Origin of the sequence: Rickettsia endosymbiont of Gonocerus acuteangulatus (assembly GCF_964026435.1) — a bacterium.
Lineage (GTDB): Bacteria > Pseudomonadota > Alphaproteobacteria > Rickettsiales > Rickettsiaceae > Rickettsia.
Genome location: NZ_OZ032147.1, coordinates 1,703,341 through 1,719,476 on the forward strand (window position 1 = coordinate 1,703,341; position 16,136 = coordinate 1,719,476).

The following is a 16,136-nucleotide window of genomic DNA, read 5'->3' on the forward strand; positions in this document are numbered from 1 at the left end:
ATACTAATATTATTAATATGCAAAAACTTCTATCTTTAATAATTGTAGCTTTAGTGCTTTATAATATAGCAAAGTTAAAAATCTCTTCTGATGATAATACTACGATTGTAGAACAAGCAAGTGTAAATAACTCTGCTAATGACGAAAATCAAGTTAGTATTAATAACGATCCTCCTGTCTCTCTAAATGGCAATTTATTTGAACGAACAATTTCCAAAATAGTAATTAATGCTCTTAAAACTGAGGAAGGTAAAGCGTTTTTCGAAAATATTTTACAGCCACTAAATAAACCTATAGATACTAAAGATTATACCATTCCTGTACATAAAGACTTAATAACCTCTCTATTTAAAATTAATACAATTGGTACTGGAAACGTCGGTCCTGCTTCTTGCGGTCATGTAGTTACAGTATTTTATCAAATATCGGATATGAGTAATAATTTAATCTCAGAAGATACTAAAACTTTTACTATAGGTTCCGGTGCTGTAATGCTTGGTCTTGATAACGTAATAGTAGGGATGAATGTAGGGCAAGCAAGAGAGGCTATTATTCCTGCTAAATATGCTGCTAGTGTTGGTGCTAATAATGATAATGCCGATAGTGCATATAGAGTTAATGTCATGCTCAAATCTATATTGCCACAAAATTTTATTAACAGTAATGAAGTTAAAATTTATGATAATGAAATAGCTTATCGTATTCCTTTATTATGTGGTGAAAAAATAGCTTTTAATGCTAAAATTACTCGCCTTGCAAATGGTGAAGTGTTATACGACTCAAAAGCTAAAGGACAAAAAGTCGATATGAAAATTGGTGATATTACCTATCCTCTAATTTTTTCTTATGCTTTGCAAGGTAAAGTACCAGTGGGTACTAGAACTGTTATTGCTAAAGGACAAACTTTTAAGGCATTAGGGTCTAATATAAATAAGATAATTTCACAAGAATCACTACCTTTAAATGAATATCTAATGCTTGAAATTAATGATTTTAAATAATAAATATGAAACAACGTAAAATATCTGATATTAAGAAACAAAAAAATTATATTTTATTATCTGTGCTTGTCATTATGATAATAATTGTATATCTTGTAGCTTTAATAAAATTTGCAGGGTGAATTTTATAATTATTAAAGATATGAGATTTAATTGATATGTGAGAACATTAAAAATTTTATAAACAAAAATTTGTTTTAAACTTTATTTAAGCTGGGAGTTTAATATGCAAACGAATCAAAAGAATAAAAATATTATTATATTGGCAAGTTTAATATTTTTATTAATAGCAGGGATAAGTCTTTTTATTTCAGCAAATAAAAATTCTAACAATAATAATGATGAGATATTAGAAGTAAAAATAGTTATAAAGGATCATAAATTTGTTCCAAACATAGTAGAAGTGCCAAAATCTACTAAAATAAGGCTAGTTATTCATAATGAAGATGATACTGTAGAAGAATTTGAAAGTCATGATTTACATCGAGAAAAAATCGTGATGCCACATGATTCTATAAAAATTATACTTGCTCCTTTAAAGCTGGGAAAATATGATTTTTTTGGAGATTTTCACCAAGATACAGCACAAGGGTTTTTAATTGTTAAGGATTAAGTAAAAATATGTTTAAAATTGCTTTAATAGTATTTCGTGAATGTTTGGAAATATCTTTGTTAGTTGGTATAATACTTGCAGTAACAAAGCATATAGAAAAATCACGTATTTATATTATTGCTGGTGGAATGCTTGGGGTAGTATCCGCTTCAATTTTTGCCTTTTTTACTCGTAAGTTATCTTTATCTTTCGGCGGCATGGGGGATGAATTATTTGATTCCGTAATTATGATATTGATCACTATTTTACTTAGCTGGACAATAATATGGATGCAAGGCTATGGAACAAAAGTTAAACAACATATAAACAATATCTCAACAAAAATTCATGAAGGTAATTCCAGCTATTTAATGTTGTTTTTTTTAGTCGCTAGTACTATATTGCGAGAAGGTGCAGAAATTATTATTTTGGTATATAGTATTTCTTCAGTTGAAACTATAACAAGTAGTAACTATATACAAGGCTTAATCATAGGTGCTACAAGCGGGTTTCTACTTGGTCTAATAATATATTTTGGTTTAATTAAAATAGCTAATCAAAAATATATTTTTAAAATTTCTACTATACTATTAATGTTGATCGCAGGTGGTTTTGCAGCGAGTGCTGCAGGAATTTTAACCTCATCTGGTTTAGTTATGTTCTTATCTGATCAAGTTTGGGATAGCTCTTGGTTAGTAGCAGATAGAAGTATGATAGGTAAAATTTTACATATTGTTACTGGTTATATTGCAAGACCTAATGGTTTACAAGTGCTTGCTTACTTTACCACTATATTATTAATAAATATTTTCATACAAGTGCGACTAAGATACTCTAAAAATATCTTAGCACCATTACCAAAAGAAAATACACAACAAATAAGTTAAGAAATATCAAAATATGTTTAAACTTTTATCAGAAATTGGTCCAGTAATAGCATTCTTTGCAGGATTTTTTTATGGTGGTGCTATACAAAGTGCTACCCTTTATATGCTTATTACCTCTGTTATTTGTATTACCCTTTGTTATATTATAGATAAAAAAGTGTCAAAGCTTTCCATTATTTCTACAACTGTATTACTTGTTTCGGGTATTATAACTTTAATTAGTGGTGATTCAATGTATATAAAAATCAAACCGACTATATTATATGTTATTTTTGGAATAATTTTCCTTACAAGCGGTATAAAGAAAAATCCTTTTATTAAATATGCTTTAGAAAGCATAATCCGTCTCAAAGAAGAAAGTTGGATAACTTTAAGCTATAGAACAGCGACTTTTTTCTTTTTCATGGCTATAGTTAACGAAATAGTTTGGCGTCATTTTTCAGATGAAACATGGGTTAAGTTTAAAATATTCGGCGTAGTGCCTATTACTTTTGTGTTCATTTTACTTCAATTACCTCTACTATTGAAAAATAAGTTACCAGATAGTAAACTCTAATATATACTCGTCTACCAACTTTTCATTTACTAATAATATTATGTTAAGAATTTTATTTTTCATAGCTCTAACTTTTAATCTTTTAGGCTGTTTGCCTGCTATCTTTACCGCAGCAACTACTACCGGTATTGTTGCTTCGAAAGATCAGCCAATATCTGGAACATTAAATGATTCAAGAATTTCAGCTGGTATTAAAGCTGATCTAGTAAAAAATAATTTTAAAGAGCTAGGTGCTAAAATCAAAGTTGAGGTGTCTGAAAGTAGAGTGCTGTTAACAGGAAATATTCAGAAAGAGGAAGATGCATTGAAAGCAGTTGAGATTGCTTGGAATCAAAAAGGCGTAACTGAAGTAATTAATGAGTTAAAAGTAAGTAAAAATAGTAATCACTTTGACTTAGCACAATATACTAGAGATAGTATGATAACAGCACAAATTAAAGCTAAGAATCTAGTCAGAAAGGATATTAAATTTGCTAATTATACTGTTTTAACAGTAGATAACGTGGTTTATTTATTTGGAGTTGCAAGGTCAGAAGAAGAGCTAGAAAACTTTGCTGATCTTGCCTCAAAAATAAAAGGTGTTGAAAAAGTTGTGTGTTATGCTAAAATAGCAGATAATTTTAATAGTAACACTGATGGTGATGAATCATAAATTTGGTTTACTAATTTTATTAATCTTTTATTGTCTTGTCTTAAGTGGTTGTAATAATTCAAAAAAGCTACCATGTTCTCGTAAGCATTCACATAAAGAACTATCAAAAGACGATCCCCATAATTTAGTTTATAAAGGGCATTATAAGGTTGGTAACCAATATAAAATAAAGGGCAAAACTTATAAACCTAATGCTCCAAAAAGCTTTACTGAAACAGGCTATGCTTCTTGGTATGGTGGGGGCGGCGACAAATTCCATGGTAAAAAAACTGCTAATGGTGATATGTTTAATAAGAATTTATTAACAGCTGCTCACAAAACTCTCCCTCTTCCATGTTTAGTTAAAGTAACTAACAAAGCTAATAATAAATCAGTAATTTTAATGGTTAATGACCGTGGACCTTTTAAGCCAAACCGTATAATAGATGTATCTGTAAAAGCAGCAGAAGTTTTAGCTTTTAAAAAGCAAGGTTTAGCTAAAGTAAAAATAGAATATTTACATGCTGAAACCGAAAAGTTTTTGAAGAATATTAAAGTAAATAAATCCTCAAATAAAACCTTGGCTAAAAGTTCTAAAAAACCTTCTTCTACTAAGGTAGCAAACAATAAATGTAGTATCAACTGTCATATAAAACTAGTAAATTTAAAATACAAGCTAGCTGTAAATTAGATTATTTATTGTGTGACATCAGAATCATGAGCCTAAAAAAATAATAAAGTGCAAAGGTTAGCCAAATTAATTAGTAATGCAGGAGTTTGTTCTAGGCGAGATGCCGAAAAACTAATTATTGATGGACAAGTGAAAGTAGATGGCATTATAGTTACCTCGCCTGCTACAAATGTTGATATTGATAATCAAATTGAGCTATCAGGTTCATTAATTACTTCTTCTCAAAAATCAAGGCTATGGATTTACTACAAGCCTGTTGGTTTAATTACTACTCATAAAGATCCACTATCTCGTAAAACTGTATTCGAACAATTAACTGGGTTACCGCGTGTAATTTCGATAGGTAGACTAGATTTAAATAGCGAGGGTTTATTACTACTAACCAATAATGGTGATTTAGCTCGGCAGTTTGAACTACCCTCAAGTAAGTTAAAACGAGTATATCATGTTAGAGCTTACGGAAATCCGGATCCTCTATTAAAAAGTAATTATAAAAATTTAGAAATTGACGGAATATTTTATAATCCACAATCAATAAAATTAATTAAAAAGAGTTCTAGTAATGCTTGGTTTGAGGTGGTTCTATTTGAGGGCAAAAATCGGGAAATTAGAAGAATATTCGAGCATTTTGGATTAAAAGTTAATAAGTTAATTAGAACTGAGTATGGTGATTTTAAACTTGATAATCTTAAGCCGAATGAATATCGAGAAGTAACTAAAAAATTATATAAGTGTTAAAAATAATATCAGGTAAATTTCAAAATCAGAAAATACCTATTGCTAAAAATATAAAATATCGTCCCTCTACTGGTAAACTCAAGGAAGCAATATTTAGCATATTAACTTCCGGTGAGTTTATAGGTAATAAATTATTCAATGAAAATATTAAAGTACTAGATTTATTTGCTGGTAGCGGTAGCCTAGCTTTTGAGAGTCTATCAAGAGGAGCAGGCTTTGCTACTTTAATTGATATTGATCTATATTCATTAAAAATAGCAGAAGAATTTGCTAAGACCTTAAATATTTATGATAAAGTTAATCTCGTTAATATTAATGCCTTAAATCTGCCAAAAGCAAACACAGTTTTTGATCTCGTCTTCGTTGACCCCCCTTATCATAATAAAATAGTGCCGAAAGTAATGAAGCTGCTTATAAAAAATAACTGGCTCAATACAGACGCTATAATAGTCGTTGAAATGGCTAAAACCGATGATTATATTTTAGATGAAAATATCGAAATTATATGTGAGAAATTGTATGGTAATACTAAATTATTGATTCTAAAAAAGGTTTAATAGAAATAAAAGTAATCCCCGCCGCAAGCAGCGGGGTATTTTAGAAGAAAGCTAGCTGATGATCCTCATGCAGTTTCTGATATTCCTTGCCTTGGTTTTTTACGTATTTTCCTATCATATTCTCATTTCCATGCTTACCTACCGTACTCGTAAAATATCCATCAGTCCAAAATTCTCCACCCCATAATTGTTTCTTTACCTGTGGACACTGTCTAAATATTTGACGAGCTGTAACACTTTTAATTGTTGTTACTATTTTTGTTACGCTATAGGTTGGTACAGATTGTACCAAAAAATGGACATGATCTTCATCAACCCCTATTTCTAAAAATTTTATTTGATATCTCTTTTCTATCTCTAAACATATTTCTCGTAATACTTGATCAACTGATACGTCAAACACTGCTCGGCGATATTTTGCTGGAAATACCATGTGATACAGCAGTACCGTAACATTATGACTTTTATGTATATATTTGCTCATTCCGCCATATTACGCCGCAAGCGGCGGGGAATATACCCAAAAGAGATTTAATAGAGCTTTAAATTTGATTTAACAAACAATATATTAATCTATCCTACCTCAAATAGTTAATAAATTATTGATAAATTAATAATTATTTATTAAAATATACCGGAATTTTAATAAAGTATTAATATGAAAGAAAAAGATAATTTATCGATTTCCCAAGAACTTTATGGGACAATTTAAATAAACTTAAAATCAATAATACAAAATATATTTCCCTTAGAATATAATAAGCAGGAAATTACTATTAGCTATATTGCAGAACAAATAGTAAGCAGCGGCTCAATTCAAAAAAATAGTGATTACCCAGAATTAGATGATGAAATTGAGGAAATTAATCAAGCAATTATAGATTATTGTAAATATAAAGAAATTCCTAAAGAAGAAGAAAATAATATATATAAAAAAACCTCAGAATTGATAAAAGATGGGTTTTTAAAAAATATAGTGAAAATGCAAGGACTAAGTAGAACAAAACCTATAAATTTTCTGCCCAAATTTCATTGGGGGTTTTATAACCAAAAATCTTTCTTGGCATGTTATTTAAAATCTCAGCAACATTGTCAAGACCTCTTTGTGTAACGGTAGTAATATCTGTATTTTTAGGTAAAATTCTATGAATCATAGAATTCATTTTTTCCACTAATGCTTTTTGTCTAGGGCGGTATGGATCACAAAAGAAAGTTTGAAACCCAGATAGTCTATAGGCAACATGCCCCACAAACTCTTTGCCATTATCCATAGTAATAGTCTTTCTCACACTATTTGGAAGAGTTTTTATCTTTCTTAAAAAACCATTGGTAACTGTTGTAGCTCTCTTGGAGTTATTCAGCACTAAAATAATCTTTTGACTCTTTTTATCCACCAGTGCACCAATATTCATACTTTGATTACCTTTATGAAATGTAAGATCTGCCTCAAAATTCCCTACTTCTACCTTTTTCGTAGCTATTGCATCACGCTGATGTATTGAGATCCTTTGTGGTATAATGATCCTTTGACGCCTCTTCCCTCTTTCTTGCCTTTTATATCTTTTAGAAGGTAAATAGCTATATAACTTTAATTTAGCTGCTACTACAGAAGTGTAAACAAATCTATATATACTTTCTGTACTGATACACAAAGCTGTATTTTTGTCTAGTTTTAACTTTCCGGCTATAGCATCCGGCGACCATTTCTTGCGAATCATAGCATTTTTAATATAATCTAACAACATAGGGTTCTTTTCTATTTTTAATAACTCTTGCTGATACATCCTGTTTTCATATTTTTCCTGAGCAACACAAGGCATATACTTATCTTTTACCTTATTTCTTTTTAGCTCCATACTAATAGCGCTTTTAGACCTCGTAAGATGTTGTGCTATCTTATTAATACTGACTCCTAGGTCATACATTCTTTTTATCTCATATCTCTCTTCTCGAGATAAGTGTCTATATTTTCTGTTCATCATTACCTATTTAAAATCTTATTATTTTAAATAGGTTCTGTTCTACTTACTTATAGTATTTTCAGTGCCAACAGCTCTGTTTTTAATATTGACTCAAGGAAATCCGTATAACTTGAGTCTTCTTTACTAGAAGATTGTGCAATATAGCTTAATGCGATAAGGTAGTGATTTTTTAAGAGCATAGTAAACAGCATCAAAAAAGTGCTCAAAATTAGAAATAGTTTTTCTTATTTCATTCTTGATTTTAAACCAGTAATGCTCTATAGGATTTAAGTCAGGAGAGTAAGTTGGTAAAAATAAAATACTGCAACCAACAGATTCAATTAACGTTTTCACTTTTGTACTTTTATGAAAATTAATATTATCCATTACTACTATCTGACCAGCCTTTAATTCCTTGATCAATATCTCTTGTACATAAGTTTCAAAAATGTCCTTATTACATGTCCCATCAAATATTATTGGGGCAATAATATCTTTGACACACAGCCCAGCAATCATACTAATCCGTGATTTATGTTGATAGACCTTTTCACCATAATATCTTTGACCGATAATGCTCCACCCGTGTTCTCTACAGCTATTATCTTCTATCCCAGACTCATCGATAAATACTAAATCTTGTTTATCTATAGTTTTTAGTTTCAATATAAACTCATTCCTTAGACCAATATCCCTTTTGGGATGAAGAAAAGTTTTTTTTATAACTATAACCTAATTTATTAAGCAATCTTGATATCGTACTTGCAGATACTTTTTGACTCCAGTTATTAGCTAGCTCCATGGTGGTTTTATCAAAAATAAAAGTAATCCCCGCCTCAAGCAGCGGGGTATTTTAGAAGAAAGCTAGCTGATGATCCTCATGCAGTTTCTGATATTCCTTGCCTTGGTTTTTTACGTATTTTCCTATCATATTCTCATTTCCATGCTTACCTACCGTACTCGTAAAATATCCATCAGTCCAAAATTCTCCACCCCATAATTGTTTCTTTACCTGTGGACACTGTCTAAATATTTGACGAGCTGTAACACTTTTAATTGTTGTTACTATTTTTGTTACGCTATAGGTTGGTACAGATTGTACCAAAAAATGGACATGATCTTCATCAACCCCTATTTCTAAAAATTTTATTTGATATCTCTTTTCTATCTCTAAACATATTTCTCGTAATACTTGATCAACTGATACGTCAAACACTGCTCGGCGATATTTTGCTGGAAATACCATGTGATACAGCAGTACCGTAACATTATGACTTTTATGTATATATTTGCTCATTCCGCCATATTACGCCGCAAGCGGCGGGGAATATACCCAAAAGAGATTTAATTCTATAAATTTTTTAAATCCCTCTATGTCTCTTATTATTCTACGATGTCCTGTATGATAACCACTTTTTGCTTTGACATCCCCAGTTTGTTTCTTTAATTTTTTCCACTCTATTATAGTCTTCCTACTAATAGAGTATATCTCTGAAGTCTCTTTTATTGTTTTACCATCTGTTAAACTTTTTATTACTCGTATTCTTAAATCGTATGAATATGCCTTTGCCATAAGTTTTTCATTTAGTATAATCCAACTCATACTATAAGTCACTACCTTATCGCATTAAGCTATATCAAAATAATTTTCAGCTATCTGAATAAGGTTTAAAGAGCGGCATAGCTCTTCTATACGTTGGTGCTGTAGGTTCATAATGCCTCCAGTATATAGCATAAATCATTAAGATACTGACAATTTAATAGTATTAAAAATAGCATCATAAAATGTTTCAAAATCTCCTACAACTTTCCTAATTTCATTTTTTATCTTAAACCAGTAATGCTCTATAGGATTTAAATCAGGAGAGTAAGTTGGTAAATACAATATGGTACAACCAACGGATTCAATGAACTCTTTAACTTTAGAATTTTTATGAAAATTAATGTTATCCATAATAACGGTTTGCCCAGGTTGTAATTCTGTAATTAATACATCCCTAATATAAGTTTTAAAGACCTCTGTATTACAATTACCTTCAAATATTACAGGAGCAATAAGATTACCATTACAAATGAAAATACTATAAGTAAGTAGAACAGAACCTATTTAAAATAATAAGATTTTAAATAGGTAATGATGAACAGAAAATATAGACACTTATCTCGAGAAGAGAGATATGAGATAAAAAGAATGTATGACCTAGGAGTCAGTATTAATAAGATAGCACAACATCTTACGAGGTCTAAAAGCACTATTAGTATGGAGCTAAAAAGAAATAAGGTAAAAGATAAGTATATGCCTTGTGTTGCTCAGGAAAAATATGAAAACAGGATGTATCAGCAAGAGTTATTAAAAATAGAAAAGAACCCTATGTTGTTAGATTATATTAAAAATGCTATGATTCGCAAGAAATGGTCGCCGGATGCTATAGCCGGAAAGTTAAAACTAGACAAAAATACAGCTTTGTGTATCAGTACAGAAAGTATATATAGATTTGTTTACACTTCTGCAGTAGCAGCTAAATTAAAGTTATATAGCTATTTACCTTCTAAAAGATATAAAAGGCAAGAAAGAGGGAAGAGGCGTCAAAGGATCATTATACCACAAAGGATCTCAATACATCAGCGTGATGCAATAGCTACAAAAAAGGTAGAAGTAGGGAATTTTGAGGCAGATCTTACATTTCATAAAGGTAATCAAAGTATGAATATTGGTGCACTGGTGGATAATAAAGAGTCAAAAGATTATTTTAGTGCTGAATAACTCCAAGAGAGCTACAACAGTTACCAATGGTTTTTTAAGAAAGATAAAAACTCTTCCAAATAGTGTGAGAAAGACTATTACTATGGATAATGGCAAAGAGTTTGTGGGGCATGTTGCCTATAGACTATCTGGGTTTCAAACTTTCTTTTGTGATCCATACCGCCCTAGACAAAAAGCATTAGTGGAAAAAATGAATTCTATGATTCATAGAATTTTACCTAAAAATACAGATATTACTACCGTTACACAAAGAGGTCTTGACAATGTTGCTGAGATTTTAAATAACATGCCAAGAAAGATTTTTGGTTATAAAACCCCCAATGAAATTTGGGCAGAAAATTTATAGGTTTTGTTCTACTTAGTCCTTGCATTTTCACAGCTCTCGTTGCTGCGATTTGCATCCCGCTTAGCTCTAAATATCCAAAGCTGCCGATTAATGCACAGTAAGCAAAAACCAATTTTATATTGTAATTATATGCCAAATAATTCGATAGATTCAGTAAAAACCTTGTAGTAGTAAAAATAATCATTACCACTAATGACAAATGCAACCCTGAAACACATAATACGTGCGATATACCGCTTTGCCGCATATCTTGCATGATTTGCCTGTTTAAGCCTTTCGTCTCACCAAGTAATATCGCAGCTGCAAAATTTCCTTTATCGCTACCAAGTTTGTTTATTAAATTATTATAAATGAAAATACGTATTTTATAAATAAACAAAACTTACGCTATGTTTGATATAATGCCCATGAATTAAGGGATATTATGAAGTGCTTCACTATAAAACATTGCTGTGTAATAAGAGTTTTTAGCATATTTGCTATAACATAGCGTAAGTTTTGTAAAGCTATCAATAGTCGTTTCATTGCGTGCTATAATTTTAGGCTCTGACATCGCATAGCCATTTGCTCCTATATCAGCAAGATATGCATAAAACCCGAAATCATAGCCGCCAGGTAATATACTATTCTGAGGTGTATAAAGCTTAGCAAGTAGAGAAATGTAATCATTAACTCTAATTTCCTGTAAATATTTTTTCGGTATACTAATTTTTACTTTTTGTAAATCACGCTTAATTTTCTCGATTTTTATTTCGCTTAATATTACTTGTCCTCCGATAATAGTTGGTTTGATAGATTCTATTTTGCCGCCAACTACAGTAATTATAGGCTTATGAATGGTTTGACCATGCACACTTGCCGTGCGGTATTTTGCGATCAATAAACCAATTGTAAAAGCAATAATAATACCATAAATAAACTTGATGATGATGCCATATCTTTTGCTAGTAGATAATATTAAAAGAGTAAGTAAAATAATCCCAATAGTTAAAAAAGAAAAATCAAAATTTAAAGAAAAATAAACTATAATTCCGCAGATAAAACTAACGAAATACCATAAATTAAGATGGTTATATTCGGCTTCAAAAGTTGCTTTTAAATAATCTAGCATTTTCAATTATAAATTAAAAATGCATTATACCCACCCAGTGTTCCTTTTCAATAGCAAGATCAAATTATTTAAATTAATTAACCATATTACTATTGTACGCAGCTTTGGTAGGCATAACTAAATTTAGGTATTTAGAGTATGAGTAAAATGACGACAAATAATTCCACAAAAAACTAAGACTTTTAAAATATTCTTTACTTGCTTCTATATCAGCAGCAGCAATAATTATCTGGCTACAACTATTATTTGAGTAAACGTTATCATAGCCATCAAGGTAGTATTAAACTTAAAGTAAATCTATAATTTTGCTTGCAATACTTAAAAAGATATTGTATAAAACCTTTGAAGTTATTGTAATTAAAGTGCATTGTTATATTATCTGTTACCCCGTAAGGCTTGCTTAAGTGGATGTGGATATAGAGTCGTCACTGCGAGGAGATACAAAGTATCGACGTGGCAATCTTGTCAAGCATCCTGAGATTGCCACGCTCCTTTTAGTCGCTCGCAATGACGGAAAAAATGATCCATGCAGGCAATGCTCTGCGGGGATAACAAATTATAATAATATTTCTTAAAGGCCCCTTCGTCTAGCGGTTAGGACACCACCCTTTCACGGTGGGAACACGGGTTCGAGTCCCGTAGGGGTCACCATCCTTATTTCTCGATTATTCCTTACTAAAAATATTATTGTGTGCCTTAAGAGTCGTCATTATGAAAAAGTATTGTTTGCGTATATAAGTTTTTCCGTCTGAGCTAAGGAAATTACGAAGTAACTTGTACGTACGCAATCTCAGGATGTTTAACAAAATTGCCTCCGCCCTCTGCTGGCTTTGCCCATGTGATCATTTTCCTCTATCACCATGTGGCGGCATTATCCATGTGCATTAGTCTCCCCTGTCACCCCATGGCTTATCCAATAGTACCGGACAGTTATTATTCTATGTCATTCTTAGCTAGAGGCGGGAATCCAGAAAAATAAACATAAAAGCAGCAAGTTTTTTAAATAAAAAGCTCGATTTATCTCGCTTTATGCTGGATTCCCGCCTCTAGCTAAGAATGACATATAAGGTCACCTATACCTGAAAAAATATAACATTTTTTTTAAAATGTCCGGTACTATAGAACAAGTCACGGGGTGACAGAGAAAAAATCGATCCACACAACAAAGCTTGCACTAAACGCCATTAAACTCACATACTTATTGGTTTTAAAGTCACATCATATTATTTATTAATATTTTCTGTAAATCTTAATAGACATTTTAATTAAACTAAGATTAATCTCAAAAAAGATCTATTAATTATTTAATTTTTGTTAAGGATTTTATGGCAAATGTTTCTCCTAAGTTATTGCAAAAAGCAATTCATACAAGTCGCAAATTAGCATTATTCACCACTTCAACCGCAGCATTACTGCTTAGCAGTAGCGGAGCATTAGCAGAAACTCTTGCTCCTATGGGTGTGAAAATACTATAAGTAAGTAGAACAGAACCTATTTAAAATAATAAGATTTTAAATAGGTAATGATGAACAGAAAATATAGACACTTATCTCGAGAAGAGAGATATGAGATAAAAAGAATGTATGACCTAGGAGTCAGTATTAATAATGAAAATGCAAGGACTAAGTAGAACAAAACCTATAAATTTTCTGCCCAAATTTCATTGGGGGTTTTATAACCAAAAATCTTTCTTGGCATGTTATTTAAAATCTCAGCAACATTGTCAAGACCTCTTTGTGTAACGGTAGTAATATCTGTATTTTTAGGTAAAATTCTATGAATCATAGAATTCATTTTTTCCACTAATGCTTTTTGTCTAGGGCGGTATGGATCACAAAAGAAAGTTTGAAACCCAGATAGTCTATAGGCAACATGCCCCACAAACTCTTTGCCATTATCCATAGTAATAGTCTTTCTCACACTATTTGGAAGAGTTTTTATCTTTCTTAAAAAACCATTGGTAACTGTTGTAGCTCTCTTGGAGTTATTCAGCACTAAAATAATCTTTTGACTCTTTTTATCCACCAGTGCACCAATATTCATACTTTGATTACCTTTATGAAATGTAAGATCTGCCTCAAAATTCCCTACTTCTACCTTTTTCGTAGCTATTGCATCACGCTGATGTATTGAGATCCTTTGTGGTATAATGATCCTTTGATGCCTCTTCCCTCTTTCTTGCCTTTTATATCTTTTAGAAGGTAAATAGCTATATAACTTTAATTTAGCTGCTACTGCAGAAGTGTGAAAATGCAAGGACTAAGTAGAACAAAACCTATAAATTTTCTGCCCAAATTTCATTGGGGGTTTTATAACCAAAAATCTTTCTTGGCATGTTATTTAAAATCTCAGCAATATTGTCAAGACCTCTTTGTGTAACGGTTGTAATATCTGTATTTTTAGGTAAAATTCTATGAATCATAGAATTCATTTTCTCCACTAGTGCTTTTTGTCTAGGGCGGTATGGATCACAAAAGAAAGTTTGAAACCCAGATAGTCTATAAGCAAGATGCCCTACAAACTCTTTGCCATTATCCATAGTAATAGTCTTTCTAACACTACTTGGCAGCGTTTTGATCTTTTTTAAAAACCCAGTGGTAACTGTTTTAGCTCTCTTGGAGTTATTCAGCACTAAAATAATCTTTTGACTCTTTTTATCCACCAGCACACTGATATTCATACTTTGATTACCTTTATGAAATGTAAGATCTGCCTCCAAATGCCCTACTTCTAGCTTTTGCATTGCTATTGCATCACGCTGATGTATTGAGATCCTTTGTGGTATAATGATCCTTTGATGCCTTGTCCCCCTTTCTTGCCTTTTATATCTTTTAGAAGGTAAATAGCTATATAACTTTAATTTAGCTGCTACTGCAGAAGTGTAGACGAATCTATATATACTTTCTGTACTGATACAACAAGCTGTATTTTTGTCCAGTTTTAACTTTCCGGCTATAGCATCCGGTGACCATTTCTTGTGAATCATAGCATTTTTGATATAATTTAACAAAATAGGTAACTTCTCTATTTTTAATAACTCTTGCTGATGCATCCTTTTTTTATATTGTTCCTGAGCAACACAAGGCATATACTTACCTTTTACTTTATTTCTTTTTAGCTCCATACTAATAGTGCTTTTAGACCTCGTAAGATGTTGTGCTATCTTGTTAATACTGACTCCTAGGTTATACATTCTTTTTATTTCATATCTCTCTTCGCGAGATAAGTGTCTATATTTTCTGTTCATCATTACCTATTTAAAATCTTATTATTTTAAATAAGTTTTGTTCTACTTACTTATATAGCTTAATGCGATAAGGTAGTGATTTTTTAAGAGCATAGTAAACAGCATCAAAAAAGTGCTCAAAATTAGAAATAGTTTTTCTTATTTCATTCTTGATTTTAAACCAGTAATGCTCAATAGGATTTAAGTCAGGAGAGTAAGTTGGTAAAAATAAAATACTGCAACCAACAGATTCAATTAACGTTTTCACTTTTGTACTTTTATGAAAATTAATATTATCCATTACTACTATCTGACCAGTCTTTAATTCCTTGATCAATATCTCTTGTACATAAGTTTCAAAAATGTCCTTATTACATGTCCCATCAAATATTATTGGGGCAATAATATCTTTGACACACAGCCCAGCAATCATACTAATCCGTGATTTATGTTGATAGACCTTTTCACCATAACATCTTTGACCGATAATGCTCCACCCGTGTTCTCTACAGCTATTATAGCATAAGTCATTAAGGTACTGACAGAGCGAGAGTATCATGTTATAGTAAGCAAATATACAAAACTTACGCTATGTTTGGTTCTAAATATCGTAAAGATGGAGAACGCAGCTGTTGTTGCATATAGTCATCTAAAAGCCCTAACTTTATTTGGTAAACCGTTTTACCGATTGTATTTGCAGTCCTTTTGAGAAATGCCCAAACTAAAAATGCCCAACTAATATGATTACGTTGAATACGCTGTTTCCTGCATTGACAACGTTCTATCCCAGTAAGTTGCTTAATTTCTCTGTGCATGCTCTCAATTACCCATCGAAAGCCACACTCATCTTGTGCAGCTTTAGAAGATTTGTGAGTTTTGTTATTGGTAACAACATACTCAACTCTGTTGGTAGAAACAGTAAATTTAAACAAATTAACATGCTTATTTTTAGCAAAGCCTTTTATATGAATCTCTACTCCATGCCTGATCTCTTCATCTGAAAATGTCAACTCTTTTACAGCTTTATAAGGCAAAACTTACGCTATGAGTAAAAAAGTGATAAATTATTGTAAAA

General features: G+C 31.2%; 19 protein-coding genes, 1 tRNA gene and 5 pseudogenes. 13 read left to right on the forward strand and 12 right to left on the reverse strand.

Going from position 1 to position 16,136, the window contains the following annotated elements; translation table 11 throughout:
* Positions 1-17 precede the first annotated feature (17 nt).
* The 8 genes from AAGD55_RS10570 (at position 18) to rsmD (ending at position 5,653) form a co-directional block, all read left to right on the forward strand.
* The gene (locus tag AAGD55_RS10570) at positions 18-1,001 is read left to right on the forward strand and encodes an FKBP-type peptidyl-prolyl cis-trans isomerase (RefSeq protein WP_341791438.1); all 984 of its coding nucleotides are present in this window, start codon (positions 18-20) and stop codon (positions 999-1,001) included.
* Positions 1,002-1,227: 226 nt separating this feature from the next.
* Positions 1,228-1,614 (forward strand): cupredoxin domain-containing protein, encoded by a 387-nt coding sequence (locus tag AAGD55_RS10575; RefSeq protein ID WP_341791439.1) that lies wholly within the window; start codon positions 1,228-1,230, stop codon positions 1,612-1,614.
* An 8-nt stretch (positions 1,615-1,622) separates the two neighbouring features.
* The gene (locus tag AAGD55_RS10580) at positions 1,623-2,480 is read left to right on the forward strand and encodes an FTR1 family protein (protein ID WP_341791440.1); all 858 of its coding nucleotides are present in this window, start codon (positions 1,623-1,625) and stop codon (positions 2,478-2,480) included.
* A 13-nt stretch (positions 2,481-2,493) separates the two neighbouring features.
* The gene (locus tag AAGD55_RS10585) at positions 2,494-3,036 is read left to right on the forward strand and encodes a septation protein A (RefSeq protein WP_341791441.1); all 543 of its coding nucleotides are present in this window, start codon (positions 2,494-2,496) and stop codon (positions 3,034-3,036) included.
* A 37-nt stretch (positions 3,037-3,073) separates the two neighbouring features.
* Positions 3,074-3,688, forward strand: coding sequence for a BON domain-containing protein (locus AAGD55_RS10590; RefSeq protein ID WP_341792591.1), 615 nt, complete (start codon positions 3,074-3,076; stop codon positions 3,686-3,688).
* Positions 3,678-4,358 (forward strand): septal ring lytic transglycosylase RlpA family protein, encoded by a 681-nt coding sequence (locus AAGD55_RS10595; protein ID WP_341791442.1) that lies wholly within the window; start codon positions 3,678-3,680, stop codon positions 4,356-4,358. Before AAGD55_RS10590 ends, AAGD55_RS10595 begins: the two co-directional genes overlap by 11 nt.
* 48 nt (positions 4,359-4,406) lie before the next feature.
* The gene (locus tag AAGD55_RS10600; protein WP_341791443.1) at positions 4,407-5,096 is read left to right on the forward strand and encodes a pseudouridine synthase; all 690 of its coding nucleotides are present in this window, start codon (positions 4,407-4,409) and stop codon (positions 5,094-5,096) included.
* Positions 5,090-5,653 (forward strand): 16S rRNA (guanine(966)-N(2))-methyltransferase RsmD, encoded by a 564-nt coding sequence (gene rsmD / locus AAGD55_RS10605; protein ID WP_341791444.1) that lies wholly within the window; start codon positions 5,090-5,092, stop codon positions 5,651-5,653. The genes AAGD55_RS10600 and rsmD overlap by 7 nt, the downstream gene beginning before the upstream one ends.
* A gap of 40 nt (positions 5,654-5,693) precedes the next feature.
* Here rsmD and tnpA (AAGD55_RS10610) read toward each other — a convergent pair whose 3' ends face one another.
* Positions 5,694-6,137, reverse strand: coding sequence for an IS200/IS605 family transposase (gene tnpA / locus AAGD55_RS10610; RefSeq protein ID WP_341790826.1), 444 nt, complete (start codon positions 6,135-6,137; stop codon positions 5,694-5,696).
* 228 nt (positions 6,138-6,365) lie between these two features.
* Between tnpA (AAGD55_RS10610) and AAGD55_RS10615 the strand changes: the two are divergent.
* Positions 6,366-6,656 (forward strand): annotated as a pseudogene (locus AAGD55_RS10615) (hypothetical protein); the annotation flags it as partial.
* Between the two features lie 4 nt (positions 6,657-6,660).
* Here the strand turns inward: AAGD55_RS10615 and AAGD55_RS10620 are convergent.
* The 5 genes and pseudogenes from AAGD55_RS10620 to AAGD55_RS10640 all read right to left on the reverse strand — a co-directional run.
* The gene (locus tag AAGD55_RS10620; protein WP_341791445.1) at positions 6,661-7,635 is read right to left on the reverse strand and encodes an IS30 family transposase; all 975 of its coding nucleotides are present in this window, start codon (positions 7,633-7,635) and stop codon (positions 6,661-6,663) included.
* Positions 7,636-7,758: 123 nt separating this feature from the next.
* Positions 7,759-8,428: pseudogene (locus tag AAGD55_RS10625) on the reverse strand (IS630 family transposase); the annotation flags it as partial.
* 39 nt (positions 8,429-8,467) lie between these two features.
* Positions 8,468-8,911 (reverse strand): IS200/IS605 family transposase, encoded by a 444-nt coding sequence (tnpA, locus tag AAGD55_RS10630; protein WP_341790826.1) that lies wholly within the window; start codon positions 8,909-8,911, stop codon positions 8,468-8,470.
* A gap of 9 nt (positions 8,912-8,920) precedes the next feature.
* Positions 8,921-9,217 (reverse strand): IS630 transposase-related protein, encoded by a 297-nt coding sequence (locus AAGD55_RS10635; protein ID WP_341791446.1) that lies wholly within the window; start codon positions 9,215-9,217, stop codon positions 8,921-8,923.
* Positions 9,218-9,355: 138 nt separating this feature from the next.
* A pseudogene (locus tag AAGD55_RS10640) lies at positions 9,356-9,688 on the reverse strand (transposase); the annotation flags it as partial.
* Positions 9,689-9,748: 60 nt separating this feature from the next.
* Between AAGD55_RS10640 and AAGD55_RS10645 the strand changes: the two are divergent.
* Together AAGD55_RS10645 and AAGD55_RS10650 are read left to right on the forward strand one after the other, a co-directional pair.
* Positions 9,749-10,378, forward strand: coding sequence for an IS30 family transposase (locus tag AAGD55_RS10645; RefSeq protein WP_341791447.1), 630 nt, complete (start codon positions 9,749-9,751; stop codon positions 10,376-10,378).
* The gene (locus AAGD55_RS10650) at positions 10,329-10,724 is read left to right on the forward strand and encodes an IS30 family transposase (protein WP_341790873.1); all 396 of its coding nucleotides are present in this window, start codon (positions 10,329-10,331) and stop codon (positions 10,722-10,724) included. The genes AAGD55_RS10645 and AAGD55_RS10650 overlap by 50 nt, the downstream gene beginning before the upstream one ends.
* 31 nt (positions 10,725-10,755) lie before the next feature.
* Here the strand turns inward: AAGD55_RS10650 and AAGD55_RS10655 are convergent.
* Both AAGD55_RS10655 and AAGD55_RS10660 read right to left on the reverse strand, forming a co-directional pair.
* A pseudogene (locus tag AAGD55_RS10655) lies at positions 10,756-10,971 on the reverse strand (ComEC/Rec2 family competence protein); the annotation flags it as partial.
* A 165-nt stretch (positions 10,972-11,136) separates the two neighbouring features.
* The gene (locus AAGD55_RS10660) at positions 11,137-11,835 is read right to left on the reverse strand and encodes a DUF4131 domain-containing protein (protein ID WP_341791448.1); all 699 of its coding nucleotides are present in this window, start codon (positions 11,833-11,835) and stop codon (positions 11,137-11,139) included.
* 576 nt (positions 11,836-12,411) lie between these two features.
* Here AAGD55_RS10660 and AAGD55_RS10665 point away from each other — a divergent pair.
* Together AAGD55_RS10665 and AAGD55_RS10670 are read left to right on the forward strand one after the other, a co-directional pair.
* A tRNA-Glu gene (locus AAGD55_RS10665) sits at positions 12,412-12,486 on the forward strand.
* Positions 12,487-13,160: 674 nt separating this feature from the next.
* A complete protein-coding gene (locus AAGD55_RS10670) occupies positions 13,161-13,310 on the forward strand; it encodes a hypothetical protein (protein ID WP_341791449.1) in 150 nt (49 codons plus the stop codon).
* A gap of 163 nt (positions 13,311-13,473) precedes the next feature.
* Here AAGD55_RS10670 and AAGD55_RS10675 read toward each other — a convergent pair whose 3' ends face one another.
* From AAGD55_RS10675 to AAGD55_RS10690, 4 genes and pseudogenes are all read right to left on the reverse strand, one after another.
* The gene (locus tag AAGD55_RS10675; RefSeq protein WP_341791450.1) at positions 13,474-14,091 is read right to left on the reverse strand and encodes an IS30 family transposase; all 618 of its coding nucleotides are present in this window, start codon (positions 14,089-14,091) and stop codon (positions 13,474-13,476) included.
* 19 nt (positions 14,092-14,110) lie between these two features.
* Positions 14,111-15,085, reverse strand: a complete 975-nt coding sequence (locus AAGD55_RS10680) for an IS30 family transposase (protein ID WP_341791451.1) — start codon at positions 15,083-15,085, stop codon at positions 14,111-14,113.
* A gap of 43 nt (positions 15,086-15,128) precedes the next feature.
* Positions 15,129-15,578 (reverse strand): annotated as a pseudogene (locus AAGD55_RS10685) (IS630 family transposase); the annotation flags it as partial.
* 67 nt (positions 15,579-15,645) lie between these two features.
* Positions 15,646-16,095, reverse strand: coding sequence for a transposase (locus tag AAGD55_RS10690; RefSeq protein WP_341791452.1), 450 nt, complete (start codon positions 16,093-16,095; stop codon positions 15,646-15,648).
* Between the last annotated feature and the right edge of the window lie 41 nt (positions 16,096-16,136).